This window comes from Streptomyces sp. NPDC093109 (assembly GCF_040701725.1).
In the GTDB taxonomy this organism is placed as follows: Bacteria; Actinomycetota; Actinomycetes; order Streptomycetales; family Streptomycetaceae; genus Streptomyces.
The window spans coordinates 293,031-309,234 of sequence record NZ_JBFBEZ010000002.1 but is presented as its reverse complement, the minus strand read 5'-3'; the positions used below and the strand labels follow the sequence as shown (position 1 = coordinate 309,234).

Annotated in this window: 19 protein-coding genes; 8 read left to right on the top strand and 11 right to left on the bottom strand. The window is 71.0% G+C overall.

The genetic code is table 11. From position 1 onward, the window contains the following. The first annotated feature begins 121 nt into the window (after positions 1 to 121). From AB0389_RS03850 to AB0389_RS03835, 4 genes are all read left to right on the top strand, one after another. Entirely contained in the window at positions 122 to 1,210 is a 1,089-nt protein-coding gene (locus tag AB0389_RS03850) for an ABC transporter ATP-binding protein (RefSeq protein ID WP_366393673.1), read from the top strand. After that, positions 1,207 to 1,869, top strand: coding sequence for an ABC transporter permease (locus AB0389_RS03845; protein WP_366393672.1), 663 nt, complete (start codon positions 1,207 to 1,209; stop codon positions 1,867 to 1,869). Before AB0389_RS03850 ends, AB0389_RS03845 begins: the two co-directional genes overlap by 4 nt. A gap of 3 nt (positions 1,870 to 1,872) precedes the next feature. Beyond that, entirely contained in the window at positions 1,873 to 2,541 is a 669-nt protein-coding gene (locus AB0389_RS03840) for an ABC transporter permease (protein ID WP_366393671.1), read from the top strand. A gap of 87 nt (positions 2,542 to 2,628) precedes the next feature. Beyond that, positions 2,629 to 3,564 carry an ABC transporter substrate-binding protein gene (locus tag AB0389_RS03835; protein ID WP_366393775.1) on the top strand — a complete coding sequence of 312 codons (936 nt, stop codon included), beginning with the start codon at positions 2,629 to 2,631 and terminating at the stop codon, positions 3,562 to 3,564. Here AB0389_RS03835 and AB0389_RS03830 read toward each other — a convergent pair. The 4 genes from AB0389_RS03830 to AB0389_RS03815 all read right to left on the bottom strand — a co-directional run bounded on the left by AB0389_RS03830 (position 3,561) and on the right by AB0389_RS03815 (position 7,522). Then, positions 3,561 to 4,100 carry a GNAT family N-acetyltransferase gene (locus AB0389_RS03830; RefSeq protein WP_366393670.1) on the bottom strand — a complete coding sequence of 180 codons (540 nt, stop codon included), beginning with the start codon at positions 4,098 to 4,100 and terminating at the stop codon, positions 3,561 to 3,563. The two genes, AB0389_RS03835 and AB0389_RS03830, sit on opposite strands and share 4 nt — an antisense overlap. Positions 4,101 to 4,201: 101 nt before the next feature. Then, positions 4,202 to 5,476 (bottom strand): DUF6596 domain-containing protein, encoded by a 1,275-nt coding sequence (locus AB0389_RS03825; RefSeq protein ID WP_366393669.1) that lies wholly within the window; start codon positions 5,474 to 5,476, stop codon positions 4,202 to 4,204. Positions 5,477 to 6,251: 775 nt separating this feature from the next. Continuing rightward, positions 6,252 to 6,605 (bottom strand): YciI family protein, encoded by a 354-nt coding sequence (locus AB0389_RS03820; protein ID WP_366393668.1) that lies wholly within the window; start codon positions 6,603 to 6,605, stop codon positions 6,252 to 6,254. A 98-nt stretch (positions 6,606 to 6,703) separates the two neighbouring features. Then, complete coding sequence (locus AB0389_RS03815; protein WP_366393667.1) at positions 6,704 to 7,522, bottom strand: CPBP family intramembrane glutamic endopeptidase; 819 nt, start codon at positions 7,520 to 7,522, stop codon at positions 6,704 to 6,706. A gap of 275 nt (positions 7,523 to 7,797) precedes the next feature. Here AB0389_RS03815 and AB0389_RS03810 point away from each other — a divergent pair, with 275 nt between their 5' ends. From AB0389_RS03810 to AB0389_RS03800, 3 genes are all read left to right on the top strand, one after another. Next, a complete protein-coding gene (locus AB0389_RS03810) occupies positions 7,798 to 9,057 on the top strand; it encodes a histidine kinase (protein WP_366393666.1) in 1,260 nt (419 codons plus the stop codon). An 80-nt stretch (positions 9,058 to 9,137) separates the two neighbouring features. Next, positions 9,138 to 9,788 (top strand): response regulator transcription factor, encoded by a 651-nt coding sequence (locus tag AB0389_RS03805; protein WP_366393774.1) that lies wholly within the window; start codon positions 9,138 to 9,140, stop codon positions 9,786 to 9,788. Between the two features lie 97 nt (positions 9,789 to 9,885). Next, positions 9,886 to 10,482 (top strand): Uma2 family endonuclease, encoded by a 597-nt coding sequence (locus AB0389_RS03800; RefSeq protein ID WP_366393665.1) that lies wholly within the window; start codon positions 9,886 to 9,888, stop codon positions 10,480 to 10,482. A gap of 10 nt (positions 10,483 to 10,492) precedes the next feature. On the opposite strand, the gene AB0389_RS03795 is transcribed toward AB0389_RS03800, so the two are convergent. Genes AB0389_RS03795 through tsaB form a run of 4 tightly spaced genes read right to left on the bottom strand, consistent with a single transcriptional unit; the run spans position 10,493 to position 13,269 of the window. Then, complete coding sequence (locus AB0389_RS03795; protein ID WP_366393664.1) at positions 10,493 to 10,789, bottom strand: hypothetical protein; 297 nt, start codon at positions 10,787 to 10,789, stop codon at positions 10,493 to 10,495. After that, the gene (gene tsaD, locus AB0389_RS03790; protein ID WP_366393663.1) at positions 10,786 to 11,895 is read right to left on the bottom strand and encodes a tRNA (adenosine(37)-N6)-threonylcarbamoyltransferase complex transferase subunit TsaD; all 1,110 of its coding nucleotides are present in this window, start codon (positions 11,893 to 11,895) and stop codon (positions 10,786 to 10,788) included. The genes AB0389_RS03795 and tsaD overlap by 4 nt, the downstream gene beginning before the upstream one ends. Next, the gene (gene rimI / locus AB0389_RS03785; RefSeq protein WP_366393773.1) at positions 11,888 to 12,469 is read right to left on the bottom strand and encodes a ribosomal protein S18-alanine N-acetyltransferase; all 582 of its coding nucleotides are present in this window, start codon (positions 12,467 to 12,469) and stop codon (positions 11,888 to 11,890) included. Before rimI ends, tsaD begins: the two co-directional genes overlap by 8 nt. Positions 12,470 to 12,486: 17 nt before the next feature. Then, positions 12,487 to 13,269, bottom strand: coding sequence for a tRNA (adenosine(37)-N6)-threonylcarbamoyltransferase complex dimerization subunit type 1 TsaB (gene tsaB, locus AB0389_RS03780; protein WP_366393662.1), 783 nt, complete (start codon positions 13,267 to 13,269; stop codon positions 12,487 to 12,489). A 118-nt stretch (positions 13,270 to 13,387) separates the two neighbouring features. Here tsaB and AB0389_RS03775 point away from each other — a divergent pair, with 118 nt between their 5' ends. After that, complete coding sequence (locus tag AB0389_RS03775) at positions 13,388 to 13,951, top strand: hypothetical protein (protein ID WP_366393661.1); 564 nt, start codon at positions 13,388 to 13,390, stop codon at positions 13,949 to 13,951. Between the two features lie 16 nt (positions 13,952 to 13,967). On the opposite strand, the gene AB0389_RS03770 is transcribed toward AB0389_RS03775, so the two are convergent. From AB0389_RS03770 to AB0389_RS03760, 3 genes are all read right to left on the bottom strand, one after another. Further along, on the bottom strand, positions 13,968 to 14,195 hold the full coding sequence (locus AB0389_RS03770; protein ID WP_366393660.1) for a hypothetical protein: 228 nt from the start codon (positions 14,193 to 14,195) through the stop codon (positions 13,968 to 13,970). Positions 14,196 to 14,336: 141 nt separating this feature from the next. Next, a complete protein-coding gene (gene tsaE / locus AB0389_RS03765; protein WP_366393659.1) occupies positions 14,337 to 14,927 on the bottom strand; it encodes a tRNA (adenosine(37)-N6)-threonylcarbamoyltransferase complex ATPase subunit type 1 TsaE in 591 nt (196 codons plus the stop codon). Beyond that, positions 14,899 to 16,197, bottom strand: a complete 1,299-nt coding sequence (locus tag AB0389_RS03760) for an alpha/beta hydrolase (protein ID WP_366393772.1) — start codon at positions 16,195 to 16,197, stop codon at positions 14,899 to 14,901. The genes tsaE and AB0389_RS03760 overlap by 29 nt, the downstream gene beginning before the upstream one ends. Between the last annotated feature and the right edge of the window lie 7 nt (positions 16,198 to 16,204).

Here is a 16,204-nt window from a genome sequence, read left to right as displayed (position 1 = left end):
GTAACCAGTGATTTACCTCGGGGCATTGACAATCTATTCAGTCAACGAGAACTCTGCATGACTATATGCAGCCAGGCAAGGGACGCGGGCAGACCCGAGCAGACTCGGCAAGGGACAACAGATGATCAAGTTCGACACGGTGCACAAACGCTTCCCGAACGGAACGACGGCGGTCCATGATCTGACGCTGGAGATGCCGGAGGGCGGGATCACCGTCCTCGTAGGCTCCTCCGGCTGCGGGAAGACGACCACGCTGCGCATGGTCAACCGCATGGTGGAGCCGTCCTCGGGCACCATCCGGCTGGCCGGCAAGGACATCCGCGAGCAGGACGCGGCCGAGCTGCGGCGCGGCATCGGATACGTGATCCAGCAGTCGGGCCTCTTCCCCCACCGTACGGTCCTCGACAACATCGCGACCGTGCCGCTGCTGCTCGGCTGGGGCCGCAAGAAGGCCCGCGCGCGGGCCTCGGAGCTGCTGGAGACGGTCGGGCTGACGGCGGAGGCCGGCAAGCGCTACCCGCACCAGCTCTCCGGCGGCCAGCAGCAGCGCGTCGGGGTGGCGCGCGCCCTGGCGGGTGATCCGGCGGTGCTGCTGATGGACGAGCCGTTCGGGGCGGTCGACCCGGTCGTCAGGATCCAGCTCCAGGACGAGCTGCTCCGGCTCCAGCAGGAGCTGAACAAGACCATCGTCTTCGTCACGCACGACATCGACGAGGCGGTCCGGCTCGGGGACCGTATCGCCGTCTTCCGCACGGGCGGCCATCTCGTCCAGTGTGCCCCGCCCGCCGAGCTGCTGGCCCGCCCGGCGGACGACTTCGTGGCGGGGTTCCTGGGCGAGGAGCGCGAGCTGAAACTGCTGTCGCTGATGACCCTCGCCACCGTCCCGGTAGCACCGACAACAACGGTACGGGAGGACGAGCCGGCGCCAGGCCCGGAGGCGCACCTGGTCGTCAACGCGAAGGGCGAGCCACTCGGCTGGCGCGAAACAGAGACGCCGGCCACCGCCCCTCTGCTCCCGATCCGCCCCCTCCGCGACACGGACTCCCTCCTCGCGGCGCTCAACGAGTCGATCGCCTCCCCGACACCCACCGGCCTGATAGCCAGGATCGACGCCGACGGCGTGCTGAAGGGCGTGACCTCGCGGGACGCGATCCACGAGCACGCGGGCCGCAGGCACCTCCAGGTCCGTGACGGCGGGGAGTCGATATGACCATCGACTGGTCCTGGATCTCCGGTCACACGGGCGATCTCGCCTCCCTGACCCTCAACCACCTCCAGGCCGCCCTGAGCGCCGTCTTCTTCGGCCTGCTCATCTCTCTCCCGCTGGCCGTCCTGGCCCACCGGGTGCGTCCGCTGCGCGGGTTCCTCCTCGGGGTGTCGAACGTCCTGTTCACGATCCCGTCCATCGCGGTCTTCGTCCTGCTGCTGCCCGTCTCGGGCCTGACCAGGACCACGACCGTGATCGGGCTGACGATCTACACGATCGTCGTGCTGCTGCGGAACACGGTCGAGGGCCTCGACGCGGTCCCCACCAGGGCCCGCGAGGCGGCCGTCGCCATGGGCACGCGCCCGCTGCGGACGCTGCTGACCGTAGAACTGCCGCTGGCGCTGCCGGTGATCATGGCGGGGGTGCGGATCGCGACCGTCATGTCGATCTCGCTGGTCAGCGTGGCGACGTACATCGGTGACGGCGGGCTCGGCCAGCTCTTCACCGACGGTTTCCAGCGCAACTTCCCGACGCCCGTGGTGGCCGGCATCGTGCTGACGCTGCTGCTGGCGCTGGTCGCGGACGCGCTGCTGGTGACCGTGCAGTACGTCCTCACCCCCTGGACCAGGAAACAGCGCCACTCAGCCGGCGGAAGGGCCTAGGCCATGTTCGAACTCTTCAAGAACCTGGGCTCCTGGCTGGTAGCCGGCGAGCAGTGGTCGGGCTCCGACGGCATCGGCCACCGCCTGGCCGAACACCTCCAGTACTCACTGCTCGCGACGGTGATCGCCGCCGTCATCGCGCTGCCCGTAGGACTGCTCATCGGGCATACGGGCCGAGGCGCGTTCGTGGCGATCAATCTCGCCTCGTTCGGCCGGGCCCTGCCGACCGTCGGTCTGGTCGTCCTGGTGTTCCTCGCGAGTGGTCTGTCGATGACGCCGGTGTACGTGGCACTGGTCGCGCTCGCCGTGCCGTCCATCGTGACCAACACGTACGCAGGGATGACCGCCGTCGATCCGGAGGTGAAGGACGCGGCGCGCGGCCAGGGCATGCGCGGCCATCAGGTGCTCCTCCGCGTCGAGGTCCCGCTGGCGCTCCCGCTGATCATGACCGGGCTGCGGCTCGCGCTGATCCAGGTGGTGGCGACGGCGACCATCGCCGCGTACGTCAGCTTCGGCGGCCTCGGCCGGTACGTGTTCGACGGGCTGGCCCAGCGCGATCTGGTGCAGGTCCTGGGCGGGGCGGTGCTGGTCGCGGTCGTCGCGGTCGGCCTGGATCTGGCGCTGTCAGGACTCCAACGCGTGCTCTTCCGCCACCGCACGGCCCGCCCGTAAAGAAAGGGAAGAAAACCCATGACCTCCCCCTCCCCCTCGCCCACCGCCTCCTCCACCCCCTCCTCCCCCACCCCCTCCTCCTCGTCCATGCCCCGCCGACGGGCCGTGCTCGGCGGCCTGTTCGCCGCCGCCTCCGTCCCCGTACTCGCCGCGTGCGGCGGCGGCATCACCTCCCTGGACGGCCAGGGAGGCAGCGGAGGTGGTGGCGGCGGCTCCAGCGCGGACGGCATCACCATCGGCACCGCCAACTTCACCGAGAACCAGATCCTCGGCTATCTGTACGCCGCCGTGCTGAAGTCAGCCGGCGTGAAGACGAAGGTCCGGCCCAACCTCGGTACGCGCGAGATCCTCATCCCGGCGCTCAAGGGCGGCGACATCGACCTTCTCCCCGAGTACCAGGGCGCGTTGCTCCACTATCTCTCCCCGAAGGCCACCGCCACGGAGGAGGGCGAGATGCAGAACGCGCTCACCATCGCCCTCCCGGCGGGCCTCCAGGTCCTCCCGTACGGCAGCGCCGAGGACTCGGACGCGTTCGTCGTGACCCGCGCGACCGCCGACAAGTACGGTCTCACCTCCCTGGCCGACCTGCGGAAGCAGAACGGCAAGCTGATCATCGGCGCGGCGCCGGAGGTGAAGAAGCGGGTCGTGGGGGTGATCGGGCTGAAGGACGAGTACGGCGTCGAGTTCAAGGAGTTCAAGTCGCTGGACTCGTCGGGTCCGCTGGTGAAGGGCGCGCTGAAGAAGGGCGATGTGGATGTCGCCAACCTCTTCACCACGGACACCGACATAGTCTCCGAGGGCTGGGTGGTCCTCACGGACCCGAAGAACCTGATCCCCGGCCAGCACATCGTCCCCCTGATCGCCGACCGCAAGGCCGACTCCACGGTACGGAAGGCCCTGGCGCGGCTGGGCAACGCGCTCTCGACGAAGGACCTGACCGAGCTGAACCGCCAGGTCGACAAGGACAAGAAGGACCCGGAGGACGTCGCGAACAAGTGGGCGGCGGCACACATAAAGGCCTAAGACCGACCGGTCCAAGCGCTACCGCGCAATGCCTTGACCATGACGTCACAGACCGGCGCGTCCACGGCCGGCCGCTGGGTGCCGACCCGCCGGTACCCCCACCCCTCGTACCGTTCGCGCACCTTGGGGTGCCCGCTGTCGACGAGCAGGACCGCCAGGTCTTCGTCGCGCTCCGCCAGCAGGGCCTGGTGGAGCGCGTCCGAGGCCCCGGTCTTGCGCCACTTGGGCCGCAGCATCAGCTCGGAGACGGCGTAGGTACGGGACCGCTCGGGGGCGGGGTCGAGATGGCCGCGCCACCACTCGCGGCCCGTCTCCAGCGGGGCGCCGTAGGCGAACCCGACGGGCTCGCCGCCGTTCCCGTCGTACCCGATCACGCAGGTGAACCCGGGCCGGCCGCCCCAGTGGTCGACGAACCAGGGGAAGCGCTGGACGAAGGGATCGTCCGGTGCGTACTCGGGGATGCCCGCGTGGAGGTCGAGGAGGATACGACGGATGCGCGGGAGGTCGCTGTGGCTGTAGGGGCGCAGGTGAATCACGGGGTCGGCTCCGTTCCGTATGCGCGAACGCGCGTAGACATACGACCGCGTCCGGCGTGCTCGATAAGTTGCCCACCCCGCACCCCACCTACTCCTCCCCGCTACTCCCTCTCCCCGCTACCCCTCTCCCCGCCACTCCTCTCCCCCCGGCCGACCCGCTCGGCGCGCCGCCGGAGCAGGTCGCGTTCGCGCGCGTTGCGGGTGAGCCCGGCCGCGCGCTCGAACTCCGCGCGCGCCTCGGCCGTACGCCCCAACTTCTCCAGGAGATCACCGCGGACGCTCGGAAGCAGGTGGTACGAGCGGAGCGCGGATCCGGCGGCGAGGGCGTCCACGAGCGCGAGCGCGGCGGCGGGGCCGTCGGCCATGGAGACGGCGACGGCGCGGTTCAGCTCCACGACCGGGGAGGGCGTGAGCGCGGCGAGCCGGCCGTAGAGGGTGGCGATGGCGGCCCAGTCGGTCTCCCCGTACGTCGCCGCACGCGCATGGCAGGCGGCGATGGCGGCCTGGAGCGCGTACGGCCCCGGCTCCTCCTTGAAGTCGCCCGCGCGGGTGAGGGCGGTGAAGCCGCGGCGGATGAGGAGCTGGTCCCAGCGGGCCCGGTTCTGGTCGGCGAGGAGCACGGGCGCACCGTCGGGTCCGGTACGGGCCGCCGTACGGGACGCCTGGAGCTCCAGCAGCGCGGCTAGGGCGTGGACTTCGGGCTCGTCGGGCATGAGCGCGGCGAGCTGCCTGGCCAGCCGGAGGGCGTCCTCGCAGAGGGCGGGGCGGAGCCAGTCGTCACCGGCGGTGGCGGAGTACCCCTCGTTGAAGACGAGGTACACGACCTCCAGTACGGAGGCGAGGCGCGCGGCCCGCTCGGGACCGTACGGCACCTCGAAGCCGACGCCCGCCGCGGCGAGGCTCCGCTTGGCGCGCACCACACGCTGGGCGACGGTCGCCTCGGAGGTGAGGAAGGCGCGGGCGATCTCGCCGGTGGTGAGCCCGCAGAGCAGCCGGAGGGTGAGGGCGATGCGGGCTTCGGTGGAGAGGACGGGGTGGCAGGCGGTGAAGATGAGGCGCAGGAGGTCGTCGTCGATGGGATCGGACTCGGCCAGCTCCTCCACAACCCGCACGTCTACGCCCGGTTCGGCGTCCGCCAGCTCCCGCCCGACCTCGGCGAGCTTGCGCGCGTAGGTCTCGCGGCGGCGGACGAGGTCGATGGCGCGGTGCTTGGCGGTGGCCATGAGCCAGGCCCCCGGCTTCTCCGGAACACCCGACTCCGGCCACCGCTCCACCGCCGCGACCAGCGCGTCCTGCGCGATCTCCTCAGCGATGCCGACATCGCGCACGATGCGGGCGACCACGGCGATAATCCTCGCCGACTCCACCCTGAACACCGCGTCAAGCGCGCGGCCCGCCCGTTCAGCCCGTTCCGCCTGCCCATCCCGTCCAGCATGCTCAGCGCTCACGGAAACCCATCAGAGCACAGAACACACACCGGCACCCTGCCCGGCCGTCGCGTGGCGCAGGCAAGAGGGAGACCACTGGGACACATGTGGCGACAAGCAGGCTCCCACCGGGCACATCGCACCCCTGGAGAGCATCTGGAGAGCGTCTTATGCACCTCAGGACACAAGAGCCGCCGGAGACGCCCCCAAACTGCCCACCAAATCACCTCAAACGGGACACAATGGCGACCAGGAAGCAGACACCCAGCCACGGAGCCGACGCCGCGCCACCCCACACCACCGCCGCGCGGGGCGCCGCAGACCGTGCAACCGCCGCGCGGGCCCCGCAGGCCGTGCAACCACCGCGCGGGCCCCGCAGGCCGTGCAACCACCGCGTGGGCCCCGCGGGGCCCACCGGCCCACCGGCCCGCCAGACCCGAACCGACCGCAATCGCGGCAAACCCCCCGGGTAAACCCCCCTCCCACCCGGCCGCCCCTCCCGATAAGCCGCACTTGCGTCTCCGGGACAGGTGTCAAGGGTGAGCGAAGCGAAATCGGCGCAGCCGACGCGACGCAGGAGCGCCCTTTACACCTGTCACGGAGACGCGAAACTCACAGCCGGAGGGGCGGCCCACCTACCCAACAACCCGCGCCACCCACCCCACCCACCCCACGCGACCCGCTCGACCTACTCGACCTACTCGACCTACTCGACCTACTCGACCTACTCGGCAATCTGCCGGACCTCAAGGGTCACGGGCATCTCGTCCTCGTGCACGTCCACGAAGCGCTGCGCCCAGTAGACCGCCTCTTCCTTGTCCTTCGCCTGGAGCAGCGCGTACCCCCCGATGACCTCCTTGGTCTCGGTGAACGGCCCGTCGGTGACGGTGGTCTTCCCGTCCCGCCGGCTGACCCGCACCCCGTCCGAGGTGGGCGTCAGCCCGGCGGTGTCGAGCATCGCCCCCGCCTTGGTGATCTCCTCCAGCAGCGCCCCCATGCGCTGCATCAGCTCGGGGCTGGGGCCGCCCTCGGGGATGGCGGACTCCTCGATACGGACCATGGACAGGTAGCGCGGCATGGTGACTCCTCAGATAGTTCCGAATGCGCCGGACGTGCCGGATGTACTGGACGTGCCGAACGTGCCGGACGGAGTGGGACTCTTTCCCGCTCTCACCCTTACGTCGAACGGGAGACGCCCGCATCGACACACGCCGGAGACTTTTCCCGAAGATCTTTTCCGCGCGCGTTCCAGAACCGGACGCAGACAAGGCAGAGCAGGGCCATGGGGATGACCGGGAGCCAGGTGAGGGTGGTGGTGTCGAACCGGCTGGAGCCACCGCCACCGACACCACCACCGTCACCACCGCCACCGCCGTCCCCGACCACCACGGACAGCAGGAGGGACAGCACCATGTTGTTGCCCGCGTGGGCCAGAGAGGCGGTCCAGATGGTGCCGCTGCGCAGATAGAGCCAGCAGAGAAGGATCTCCTGGAACAGAAAGGAAACCGTCCAGACCGCCAGTCCGAGCAGCACATTCCCGAATTCGATATAGCCGAGGAACGCCAGCGGATAGTGCCACACCGCCCAGACAACCCCCGTAACCAGCACGGACGGAACCATCCGCCCCGGATACACCCGCGGCCGGAGATAGCTGGTCCAGCCGAATTCCTCACCCCAGTACAGCGGCGTGAGCAGCGGTACGACGCACATCAGCAGCAGCACACCCGCCCAGCCGGGCAGGCCGGGGACCAGTCCGTCCAACGGAGACAGATCCGGGCGCCACAGCCCGGCCACCGCCGCGAAGGCCAGGGCCCCGGCGGCGATCAGCAGCGGTGTCAGCCATGCCATCAGGTAGTACGGCCAAGCATGCCGCAGCCGCAGGGCCAGCCCGGCGTCCGCGAACCCCTCGCGGGTGACCCAGCGGCGTACGACTACCGCGGCGATCGCCGGCAGAAACGCGAACGACAGCTGGACCAGCGGATTGACAAGCGACATTCCCAGGAATCCGGCGCCGAACATGCACAGCCAGGACCCACCGAAAGCGATAAGCAGAAACACCCATAGCCCGCGACCCCGCACAGAAACAGACACAGACCCACCGGAATTCCCCACCATTTCGCGCCTCTCCCTCTCGCGTAATTCGCGTACGGCGGCAATGGTCGCCGCAGGCGGCACAGCCGCACATCGCGGCGGGGAGGGATCTCGGACCTGAGGAATCTGGCTCTCAAGAGGGAAGCGGTGACCGGCCGGCGCGGGACACACTGACGCCCGTGCAGAAACAGAACCTGATACGGAACTCGGTGTACGGCATCACGTACGGCGTCACGTACGCCGCCCTCGGCGCGGCCCTGAGCCTGCCCCCGCTCACCGCAGCGCTGATCGCGGGCCTGGGCCTCCGCTGGGCGGGCTTCGGCGCCGTACTGGCGGTGCTGCTGGCGGTGGGTGGTTTCCCGGGGCCGGTACGGGGATGGTGCGTGAGCCTGGCGAACAGGTTCCTCCGTACGTCCCTCCCCGCGCCGACCGCGCCGGCCACGCGGGAGGCGGGCTCCCCCTGGCCGAACCGGTGGCGTACCTCGGCCTGGCTCCTCGCCCATGTCACCGTCGGCTGGCTGGTGCTGACCACGGCCGGACTCGTCCTCCTGGCGGTGGCGGTGACGGGCGGGGCCTGGGCGGCCGGCGGTGACCGGGTCCAGTTCTTCGGCGGCGACGTGGTTGTACGGCCGGGCTGGCCAGGGGCATGGGTGGTACTCGCGGCGGTCGCCGGGATCGCGGTGGCGGCGCAGATCTGCGCGAGCGGCGCGGCCGTCCTGCGGGCGCTCGCGCCCGCGCTCCTCGGCCAGAGCCCGGCCGAGCGGCTGGCCGCCGCCGAGGCCCGGACGCGCGAGCTGGCCCACCGTAACCGGCTGGCACGGGAGCTGCACGACTCGATCGGGCACACCCTCACCGCGTCCACCATCCAGGCGGCCGTGGCGAGCGAGCTGATGACCACGGACCCGGCCCGGGCGCGCCGGGCGCTGACCAGCATCGAGGAGTCGTCGCGCAGCGCGCTGGACGATCTGGACCACGTACTGGGCGTACTGCGCGAGGCGCCCAGCACCGCAAGCACCACAACCCCCGCCCCACCCACGCTCACGGACCTCCCCGCACTGCTGGCCCGGGTTCGGCAAACCGGTACGGATGTACGCGCCGACCTACCCGCCGCCGACGCGCTGACGCGCGTACCGGCCGCCGTCTCCCGCGAGGCGTACCGCATCGTCCAGGAGGGCCTGACCAACGCCCTGCGGCACGGCGCCGGAACACCGGTCTCGGTCACCGTGAGCGTGACCGTCACGACGACGGAAGACGGCGACCGCCTGAGCCTGGAACTGGCGAACAAAACAACAGAACCCCACCCCCGTCACAGCCACGGCCACGGCCTGACGGGCATGTCCGAACGCGTACGACTCCTGGAAGGCGAGTTCCACGCGGGCCCGACCGCCGACGGCCGCTGGACCCTGACGGCCGCCCTGCCACTACGGTCGGCACGGTGAAGCCCGCGACGCCCGTAACACCCGTAACACCCGTAACACCCGTAACACCCGTAACACCCGTAACACCCGTAACCGTACTCATAGCCGACGACGAGGAACTCACCCGCACCGGACTGCGCGCCCTCCTCTCCGCCCAGCCCGATCTGGAGGTAGTCGGCGAGGCCGCGAACGGCGCCGAAGCGCTCCCCCTGATCCGGCGGACGCGCCCCGATGTGGTGCTGATGGACGTACGGATGCCGGTGATGGACGGAATCGAGGCCACGAGCCGCCTGAAGGCCGAGCAGCAGCAGACCGCCCAGCTCCTCCCGAAGGTCCTGGTGATCACGACCTTCGAGAGCGACGCCTACGTCTACGACGCCCTGCGCGCGGGCGCTGACGGCTTCCTCCTCAAACGCGCCCCGGTCCAGCAGATCGCCCACGCCGTCCGGCTGGTCGCCACCGGGGACTGCCTCCTCTTCCCCGACGCCGTACGCAGAGTGGTCACCGCCCGCCCCCACCCGACCGCACCTCTCCTCCCGGCCCCCCTGACTGCCCGCGAAACGGAGATCCTCCGCCTGATCGCCACCGGCCTCTCCAACCCGGCGATCGCGGCCCACCTCACGGTCAGCCTGGAGACCGTAAAAACCCACGTCAGCAACCTGCTCACCAAGCTCGACGCCCAGAACCGCACCCAGGCGGTGATCCTGGCCTACGAATCCGGCCTGGTCGTCCCGGGCAGCAGCCGCCACTGACGCCCGTTCGGGGTAATTTCCATAAAAGTGCCACGGGCATGTGCGTGTCCGCTCCAGCATCGGTCTGCTTGAGCAACAGCGACATGGAGGGTGGGCGATGAACGTCGAGCCAAGCCAGGAGCCCGTCGATCTGCTGATCGCGATCGAAGAAGCGTCGGAAACGCCGATTCGGCCCGAATACGTCGAAGGGATGGTGGTCGTGCCACCGCGACCGGACGACAGCCACAACAGCAGTGCCACGGAGCTGAGTTTCCAGTTGCACGCCGCCGGCATCCGTTCGACCGGTCTCGGCAACGGCTTCCGCTCCTGGCTGGGGGACAACCACTCCCACGCCCTCGTCATCCCGGACTTCTACGTGATGCACCGCCGTCCGACCGATAGGGACGAGGCGTACCGCACGACGCACAAGGGCTGGTATCCGATCGACCTGCTCGCCCTCACCGGCGAAGTCACCTTCAGCAACCACGACATCGACTCGGGCCCCAAGTACCGCAGCTACGCTGCCGCAGGCGTCCCCGTCTACGTGCTCATCCACCGACAGGAGGCCAAGGCGTACGCCTTCTCCGACCCGGTCCCGGGCGACGATCCCGCCACCGCGCACTACGCCACCAAGGTGGAGGTCGAGCTGGGTCGGCCGCTGCCGCTGCCGGCCCCCTACCCGGCGCTCGACACCGCCGTACTCCTGAAGGGCTGACCTCGCGCGCCTAGTGAGAGGCCTCGGCCGCCTCAACCGACTCGAAGCGCCAGCGGTGCACCGGCCGGGCCACCAACTCGCCCTCTGGATGCGGGAGTTCGGGGACGGTCGCGTCGTATCCACCCGGCCACCACGTGATGACCAGCACGCGGTCCCCCGGCGCGCGCAGCAGTTCGTGGCGCAGTGGTGCGGGCGTCAGCTCGTGCGTACGGGTCCGGGCCCAGGCCAGCAGGTCCGCGTCCCGGCCGGGGGCGGCCTTGGCCTCCCACATGAGCGCGACAGTTGCCGTGACCGCAGTCTCACTCATGAGTACAGGTTGTCCTTCGCCAGCTCGTGCACATGATCGTGCCCATGCCCATGCCCATGCTCGCGCCCCGGCACATGCGGGTCCGTAACCGGCAGCGACGAGTCCGCCGACAGCTCCCAGTCCGACGCCGCACGCCCCCGCGCCACCATCTCCGCGCCCAGCGCCGCCACCATCGCGCCGTTGTCCGTGCACAGCCCCGGGCGCGGCACGCGCAGCCGGATGCCGGCCCGCTCGCAGCGCTCCGCCGCCAGCGCGCGCAGCCGGGAGTTCGCCGCGACGCCGCCGCCGATCATCAGGTGGTCCACGCCCTCGTCCTTGCAGGCGCGCACCGCCTTTCGCGTCAGCACGTCGACGACCGCCTCCTGGAACGACGCCGCCACATCCCGTACGGGCACCTCCTCGCCCGCCGCCCGCTTCGCCTCGATCCAGCGGGCCACCGACGTCTTGAGGCCGGAGAAGGAGAAGTCGTACGGGGCGTCGCGCGGCCCGGTCAGTCCGCGCGGGAACGCGATCGCGCGCGGGTCGCCCTCGCGCGCCAGCCGGTCGATCACCGGCCCGCCGGGGAAGCCCAGATGCAGTACGCGGGCGATCTTGTCGAACGCCTCGCCCGCCGCGTCGTCGATCGTCGCGCCCATGGGCCGTACGTCGGACGTGATGTCCGGTGCGAGCAGCAGCGACGAGTGCCCGCCGCTGACCAGCAGCGCCATCGTCGGCTCGGGCAGCGGGCCGTGTTCGAGCTGGTCGACACAGATATGGGAGGCGAGGTGGTTCACCCCGTACAGCGGCTTGCCCAGGGCGTACGCGTACGCCTTGGCCGCCGAGACGCCCACCAGCAGCGCGCCGGCCAGCCCGGGGCCCGCCGTGACCGCGATCCCGTCCAGGTCCCGCGCCGAGACGCCCGCCTCCTTCAGCGCGCGCTCGATCGTCGGAACCATCGCCTCCAGATGCGCCCGGGACGCGACCTCCGGCACCACACCGCCGAAGCGCGCGTGCTCGTCGACGCTCGACGCGATGGCGTCGGCGAGGAGGGTCGTCCCGCGCACGATGCCGACGCCGGTCTCGTCGCAGGAGGTCTCGATACCGAGGACGAGGGGTTCGTCAGCCATGGGTGTCAGTCCTTGAGGAAGCTTCTTGCCCTGCGGGGGCTTCTTGGCCTGCGGGAGCGTCTTGGCCCACTGGGCCGTCTTGACCCGCCGAGGCGTCTTGGTCGTTCTGGCCCGCCGGGGCGTCCTGGTCGTTCTTCACTATGAGCCGCATGACGAGCGCGTCGACATTGCCGGGCTGGTAGTAGCCGCGCCGGAAGCCGATGGGCTCGAAGCCGAACCGCGTGTACAGCTTCTGCGCCCGGGTGTTGTCCACCCGCACTTCGAGCAGCACCTCTTCGCACTCGAAGGCGGTGGCGTGCTGGAGGAGGTCGGTGAGCAGCCGGGAGCCGAGGCCGCTGCCCCACTGGTCGCGGGCGGTGGCGATGGTCTGTACGTCACCGAGCCCGCCGGCCGCGGCGAGCCCGGCGTATCCGGCGATCCGCCCGTCGGGCGTCTCGGCCACCACGTAACGCCGGGTCGCGCGCGGGCCGCGCGCGTGGGCCAGCTCCGACCAGAACATGCCGGCCGACCAGGCGTCCTCCGGGAACAGCTCGCGCTCCAGCGCGAGGACGGGATCGATGTCCCACCAGCGCATCTCACGCAGCACGGTGGTCACTTGGGGGTGACCACCTTGTAGTTCTTGGGCACCTGCGCGTCGGGACGGCGCAGATACAGCGGCACCGGCGGCAGAAACCCGTAGCTCTCCCCCTCGGCCGATTTCCCGGCTCCGGCCTCGGCCGATTTCCCGAACTCGGCCGTCTTCCCGGCCTCGGCAAGCTTCCCGGCCTCGGCAAGCTTCTCGGCAGCCAACGCCGCGAGCGCCGCCGCCGACTGGTGCTCGGGCCCCCGGGCGTCCGGGAAGGCGTCGGGGTAGAGCAGCCCGCCGGCTCCGACGACCGGCAGTCCGGCCAACTGTTCCGCGATGTCGGCGGGCCGGTCGACGGCGGGGTCGGTGAGCCGCGTACGGCCGTCGGCCGCGTACCGCGCCCAGTAGACCTCTTTGCGCCGCGCGTCGGTGGCAACGACAAAAGGCCCGTCGATCCCGGCACCGCCACCGGCACCGCCACCGCCACCGCCACCAATGCTGGCCGCGTACGCGAGACCGTCCAGAGTGCACAGCCCCCGTACCGGCACCCCGAGCACCGACCCGAAGGTCAGCGCCGTGACGAGCCCGACCCGCAGGCCGGTGTACGGTCCCGGGCCCACCCCCACGATCACGTCCGTGACGGCGTCCAGTTTCACCCCCGCCGCGCCGAGGACACGGTCGACGGCGGGCAGCAGCAGCTCCCCATGGCGGCGCGCGTCGACCTGACTCTCCGTGGCCAGGACGGAGCTGCCGTCGTGGAGAGCGACGGTGACGGCGGGCGTGGCGGTATCAACGGCGAGCAGAAGCACGCAAACAGCCTACGGCTCCCGGACCGGTGGCACGCCGCCCCGGGTCGCCGCCCGGGGTCGCGGGACGCCTGCTGCTACGGTCCCCCACGGGGTCCCACGCACGAGAGGCGGATCAAAGGTGTCCAGGAGAAGCTCCGGAATCGTGGCCGCGCTCACCGCCGCGGCGATCGGCGCGGTCGGCTTCCTCGCCATCCAGGCGTCGGCGAACGTACCCGGCGCTGCCACCGGCAAACCCGGCGGCTCACCCAGCTCCGCCGCCTCCGCCTCCGCCGGGGCCCCCGCCCATCAGCGCAAGAACCCGCGCGCGCTGCCCGCCGACTCGGGCACCGGCGAGCGGGTCGTGTACGCGCTCGGTGAGCGGCGCGTCTGGCTGGTCGCCGAGGGCGGCAGGCAGGAACGTACCTTCGCGGTCGTGCCGAGCACGGTCAGCCCGGCGGCCGGCTCGTACACCGTCTCCTCGCGCTCCGGCTCGGTGACGGGCTCGGACGGCGTACGGATCGAGCACGTGGTCCGGTTCACGAGCGTCGAAGAGGTCGTGATCGGCTTCAGCTCGGCGGTGGACGGGAAGACGGCGGTTCCTGACCCGTCGCTGAAGACGGGCGGGGTCCGGATGAAGCGGGCGGACGGGAACGCGATGTGGCGGTTCGCCACGGTGGGAACGAGGGTCGTCGTAGTCCCGTAACGCCGCACACCACAGCTCAGGCGGCTTTTCCGACCTCGTCCGCGACGTCCGCGACGGGGGCGGCGGCCTTCGGCGGAGGCGGCGGCGTGGACACGGCTCTGGCCGCCGCACAGGACGCGAGCAGGTCCTTCATCGGTACGGACGACGGCGACAGCGTCCGGAACAGATACGACGACGACGGCTGCGGCTGGGGCTGCGGCTGCCGCTGCGGCTGGGGACTGACGTCACGCTCGGGGGCCGGCATGGATGCCTCCTGTGGCTCCGGGGGCAGGCATGGTTAGGTAGACCTAACCACGTCTCTGTAACCATGTGACCATGCGCGGCACGGCACGCGCAACATTTTGCCGACGTCTTGTCGGAACGTACGGAACACCCCGCCCCGCGCTCATCCCGCAAGCGCCTCCAGGCGCGACCGGTCCGCCGCCCAGCGGGTCCCGTACCCGGTGAAACGCACGGTGCGCCGATCGTCGTCACCCCCGACAGCGGACGTATCGACAGCGGACGTGTCGACAGCGGCGCCCCCGACACCACGCTCGATCACCACATGCAGCCGATCGTCCGACAGCTCCTCGACCTTGCCGTCGCCCCACTCCACGACCACCACCGAGTCCGGCAGCGAGACGTCCAGGTCGAGATCCTCCATCTCGTCCAGTCCCCCGCCGAGCCGGTACGCGTCCACATGGACCAGCGCCGGGCCGCCCACCAGCGACGGATGGACGCGGGCGATGACGAACGTGGGCGAGGTCACGGCGCCCCGGACGCCGAGCCCCTCGCCGAGGCCGCGCGTCAACGTGGTCTTGCCGGCGCCGAGTTCGCCGGTGAGCATCACCAGATCGCCGGGGCGCAGCAGGGCGGCGAGGGAGCGCCCCAGGTCACGCATGGCGTCGGGTGACTCGATGAGATGAACAACAGGGGGGCCGGCAGGGCTGGCAGGGCCGGCGGGGGCGTCAGTCGCCCGGCGGTGCGGTGCTTCCATGCGTGCCAACGTTAGACGGTCCAGCCTCCGTCCCCCGTGTCCCAGCCGCCCCAGCTGTCCCCGCCGCCCCCGCCGCCACAGCTCCGACGCGTACGAGCAGGTCCGCGAGCCGGTCCGTGACGGCCTCGGGGTGCTCCATCATCACCAGATGCCCGGCGTCCGGCACGATCACCAGCTCCGCGTCCGGGAGCAGATCCGCGATGGTCTCGCTGTGCGAGCTGGGCGTCACGAGGTCGCTCTCACCGGCCAGTACGAGCGTCGGCACGTCCCTGAAGACGGCGAGCGCCCGCACCTTGTCGTGGGCGGTGAAGGCGGGGTAGAACTCCGCGACGACATCGATGGGGGTGGACTCGATGAGCCGCTCGGCGAACCGTACGACGGCGGGGTCCACGTCCTTCGAGCTGAACGAGTACCGCTTGATCAGCCCGGCGAAGAGGTCGGCGGTCATCCGCCGCCCGCGTTCGACCAGCTCCGCCTGCGAGCCGAGCGCCCGGAGAACTCCGGGGAGTATGCGGCGTACGGCGTTGACGCCCGCGGCCGGCAGCCCGTAGCTGACCTCGGCGAGCCGGCCGCTCGACGTACCGACGAAGGCAGCGCCGACGACCCGGTCGCGTACCAGCTCGGGGTACTGGTCGGCGAGGGCCATCATCGTCATCCCGCCCATGGAGTGCCCGACGAGCACGAGCGGCCCCTCGGGCGCGGCGGCGTCGATGACGGCCTTCAGGTCGCGGCCGAGCCGGTCGATGGTGACCGGCACCGCGTCGGGTCCTGCCTGGGAGACCGACTGGGAGACGCCCCGCTCGGAGCGGCCGTGGCTGCGCTGGTCCCAGTGGACGGTACGGACGAGACCGCGCAGCGCGGCGCGCTGGAAGTGCCAGGAGTCCTGGTTGAGGCAGTAGCCGTGGCTGAACACGACGGTGACGGGCGCGGGCGCCTTGCGGCCGAAGAGCCGCCGGCGGCGCGGGGCCGAGCCGGCGCCGGTGCCGGTCTCGGGGGCGATGTCGTCGACCTCGTAGTACAGCTGCGTTCCGTCGTCGGCGGCGGCCGTGCCGGGGGTGCCGCGCAGGGCGCCGTACGGTCCGGTGGCGTCGAGCGCGAGCCGGGCGCGGCGGCGTGTGGAGCGGCCGACGGTCAGCCGCTCGATGGCGACTCCGGCGGCGGCGGCGCCGGCGATCACGCCGACGGCGACACCGGCGACCCCGGCCCGGCGCCAACTGGCCACGGCGTCGGCCGCGTCCACGGCACCCACGGCACCCACGGCACCCGTCACCGCACCA

What these genes read in the sequence shown, in the direction of transcription:
- AB0389_RS03840 (WP_366393671.1), top strand. Translation starts at nt 1,873, where the DNA reads ATGTTCGAACTCTTCAAGAACCTGGGCTCCTGGCTGGTAGCCGGCGAG.
- AB0389_RS03820 (WP_366393668.1), bottom strand. Translation starts at nt 6,605, where the DNA reads ATGCCGCGCTACCTGTCCATGGTCCGTATCGAGGAGTCCGCCATCCCC.
- AB0389_RS03770 (WP_366393660.1), bottom strand. Translation starts at nt 14,195, where the DNA reads ATGCCGGCCCCCGAGCGTGACGTCAGTCCCCAGCCGCAGCGGCAGCCG.
- rimI (WP_366393773.1), bottom strand. Translation starts at nt 12,469, where the DNA reads ATGCGCTGGTGGGACATCGATCCCGTCCTCGCGCTGGAGCGCGAGCTG.
- AB0389_RS03795 (WP_366393664.1), bottom strand. Translation starts at nt 10,789, where the DNA reads ATGAGTGAGACTGCGGTCACGGCAACTGTCGCGCTCATGTGGGAGGCC.
- AB0389_RS03845 (WP_366393672.1), top strand. Translation starts at nt 1,207, where the DNA reads ATGACCATCGACTGGTCCTGGATCTCCGGTCACACGGGCGATCTCGCC.
- tsaD (WP_366393663.1), bottom strand. Translation starts at nt 11,895, where the DNA reads ATGGCTGACGAACCCCTCGTCCTCGGTATCGAGACCTCCTGCGACGAG.
- AB0389_RS03815 (WP_366393667.1), bottom strand. Translation starts at nt 7,522, where the DNA reads ATGTCGCTTGTCAATCCGCTGGTCCAGCTGTCGTTCGCGTTTCTGCCG.
- AB0389_RS03800 (WP_366393665.1), top strand. Translation starts at nt 9,886, where the DNA reads ATGAACGTCGAGCCAAGCCAGGAGCCCGTCGATCTGCTGATCGCGATC.
- AB0389_RS03835 (WP_366393775.1), top strand. Translation starts at nt 2,629, where the DNA reads ATGCCCCGCCGACGGGCCGTGCTCGGCGGCCTGTTCGCCGCCGCCTCC.
- tsaE (WP_366393659.1), bottom strand. Translation starts at nt 14,927, where the DNA reads ATGGAAGCACCGCACCGCCGGGCGACTGACGCCCCCGCCGGCCCTGCC.
- AB0389_RS03850 (WP_366393673.1), top strand. Translation starts at nt 122, where the DNA reads ATGATCAAGTTCGACACGGTGCACAAACGCTTCCCGAACGGAACGACG.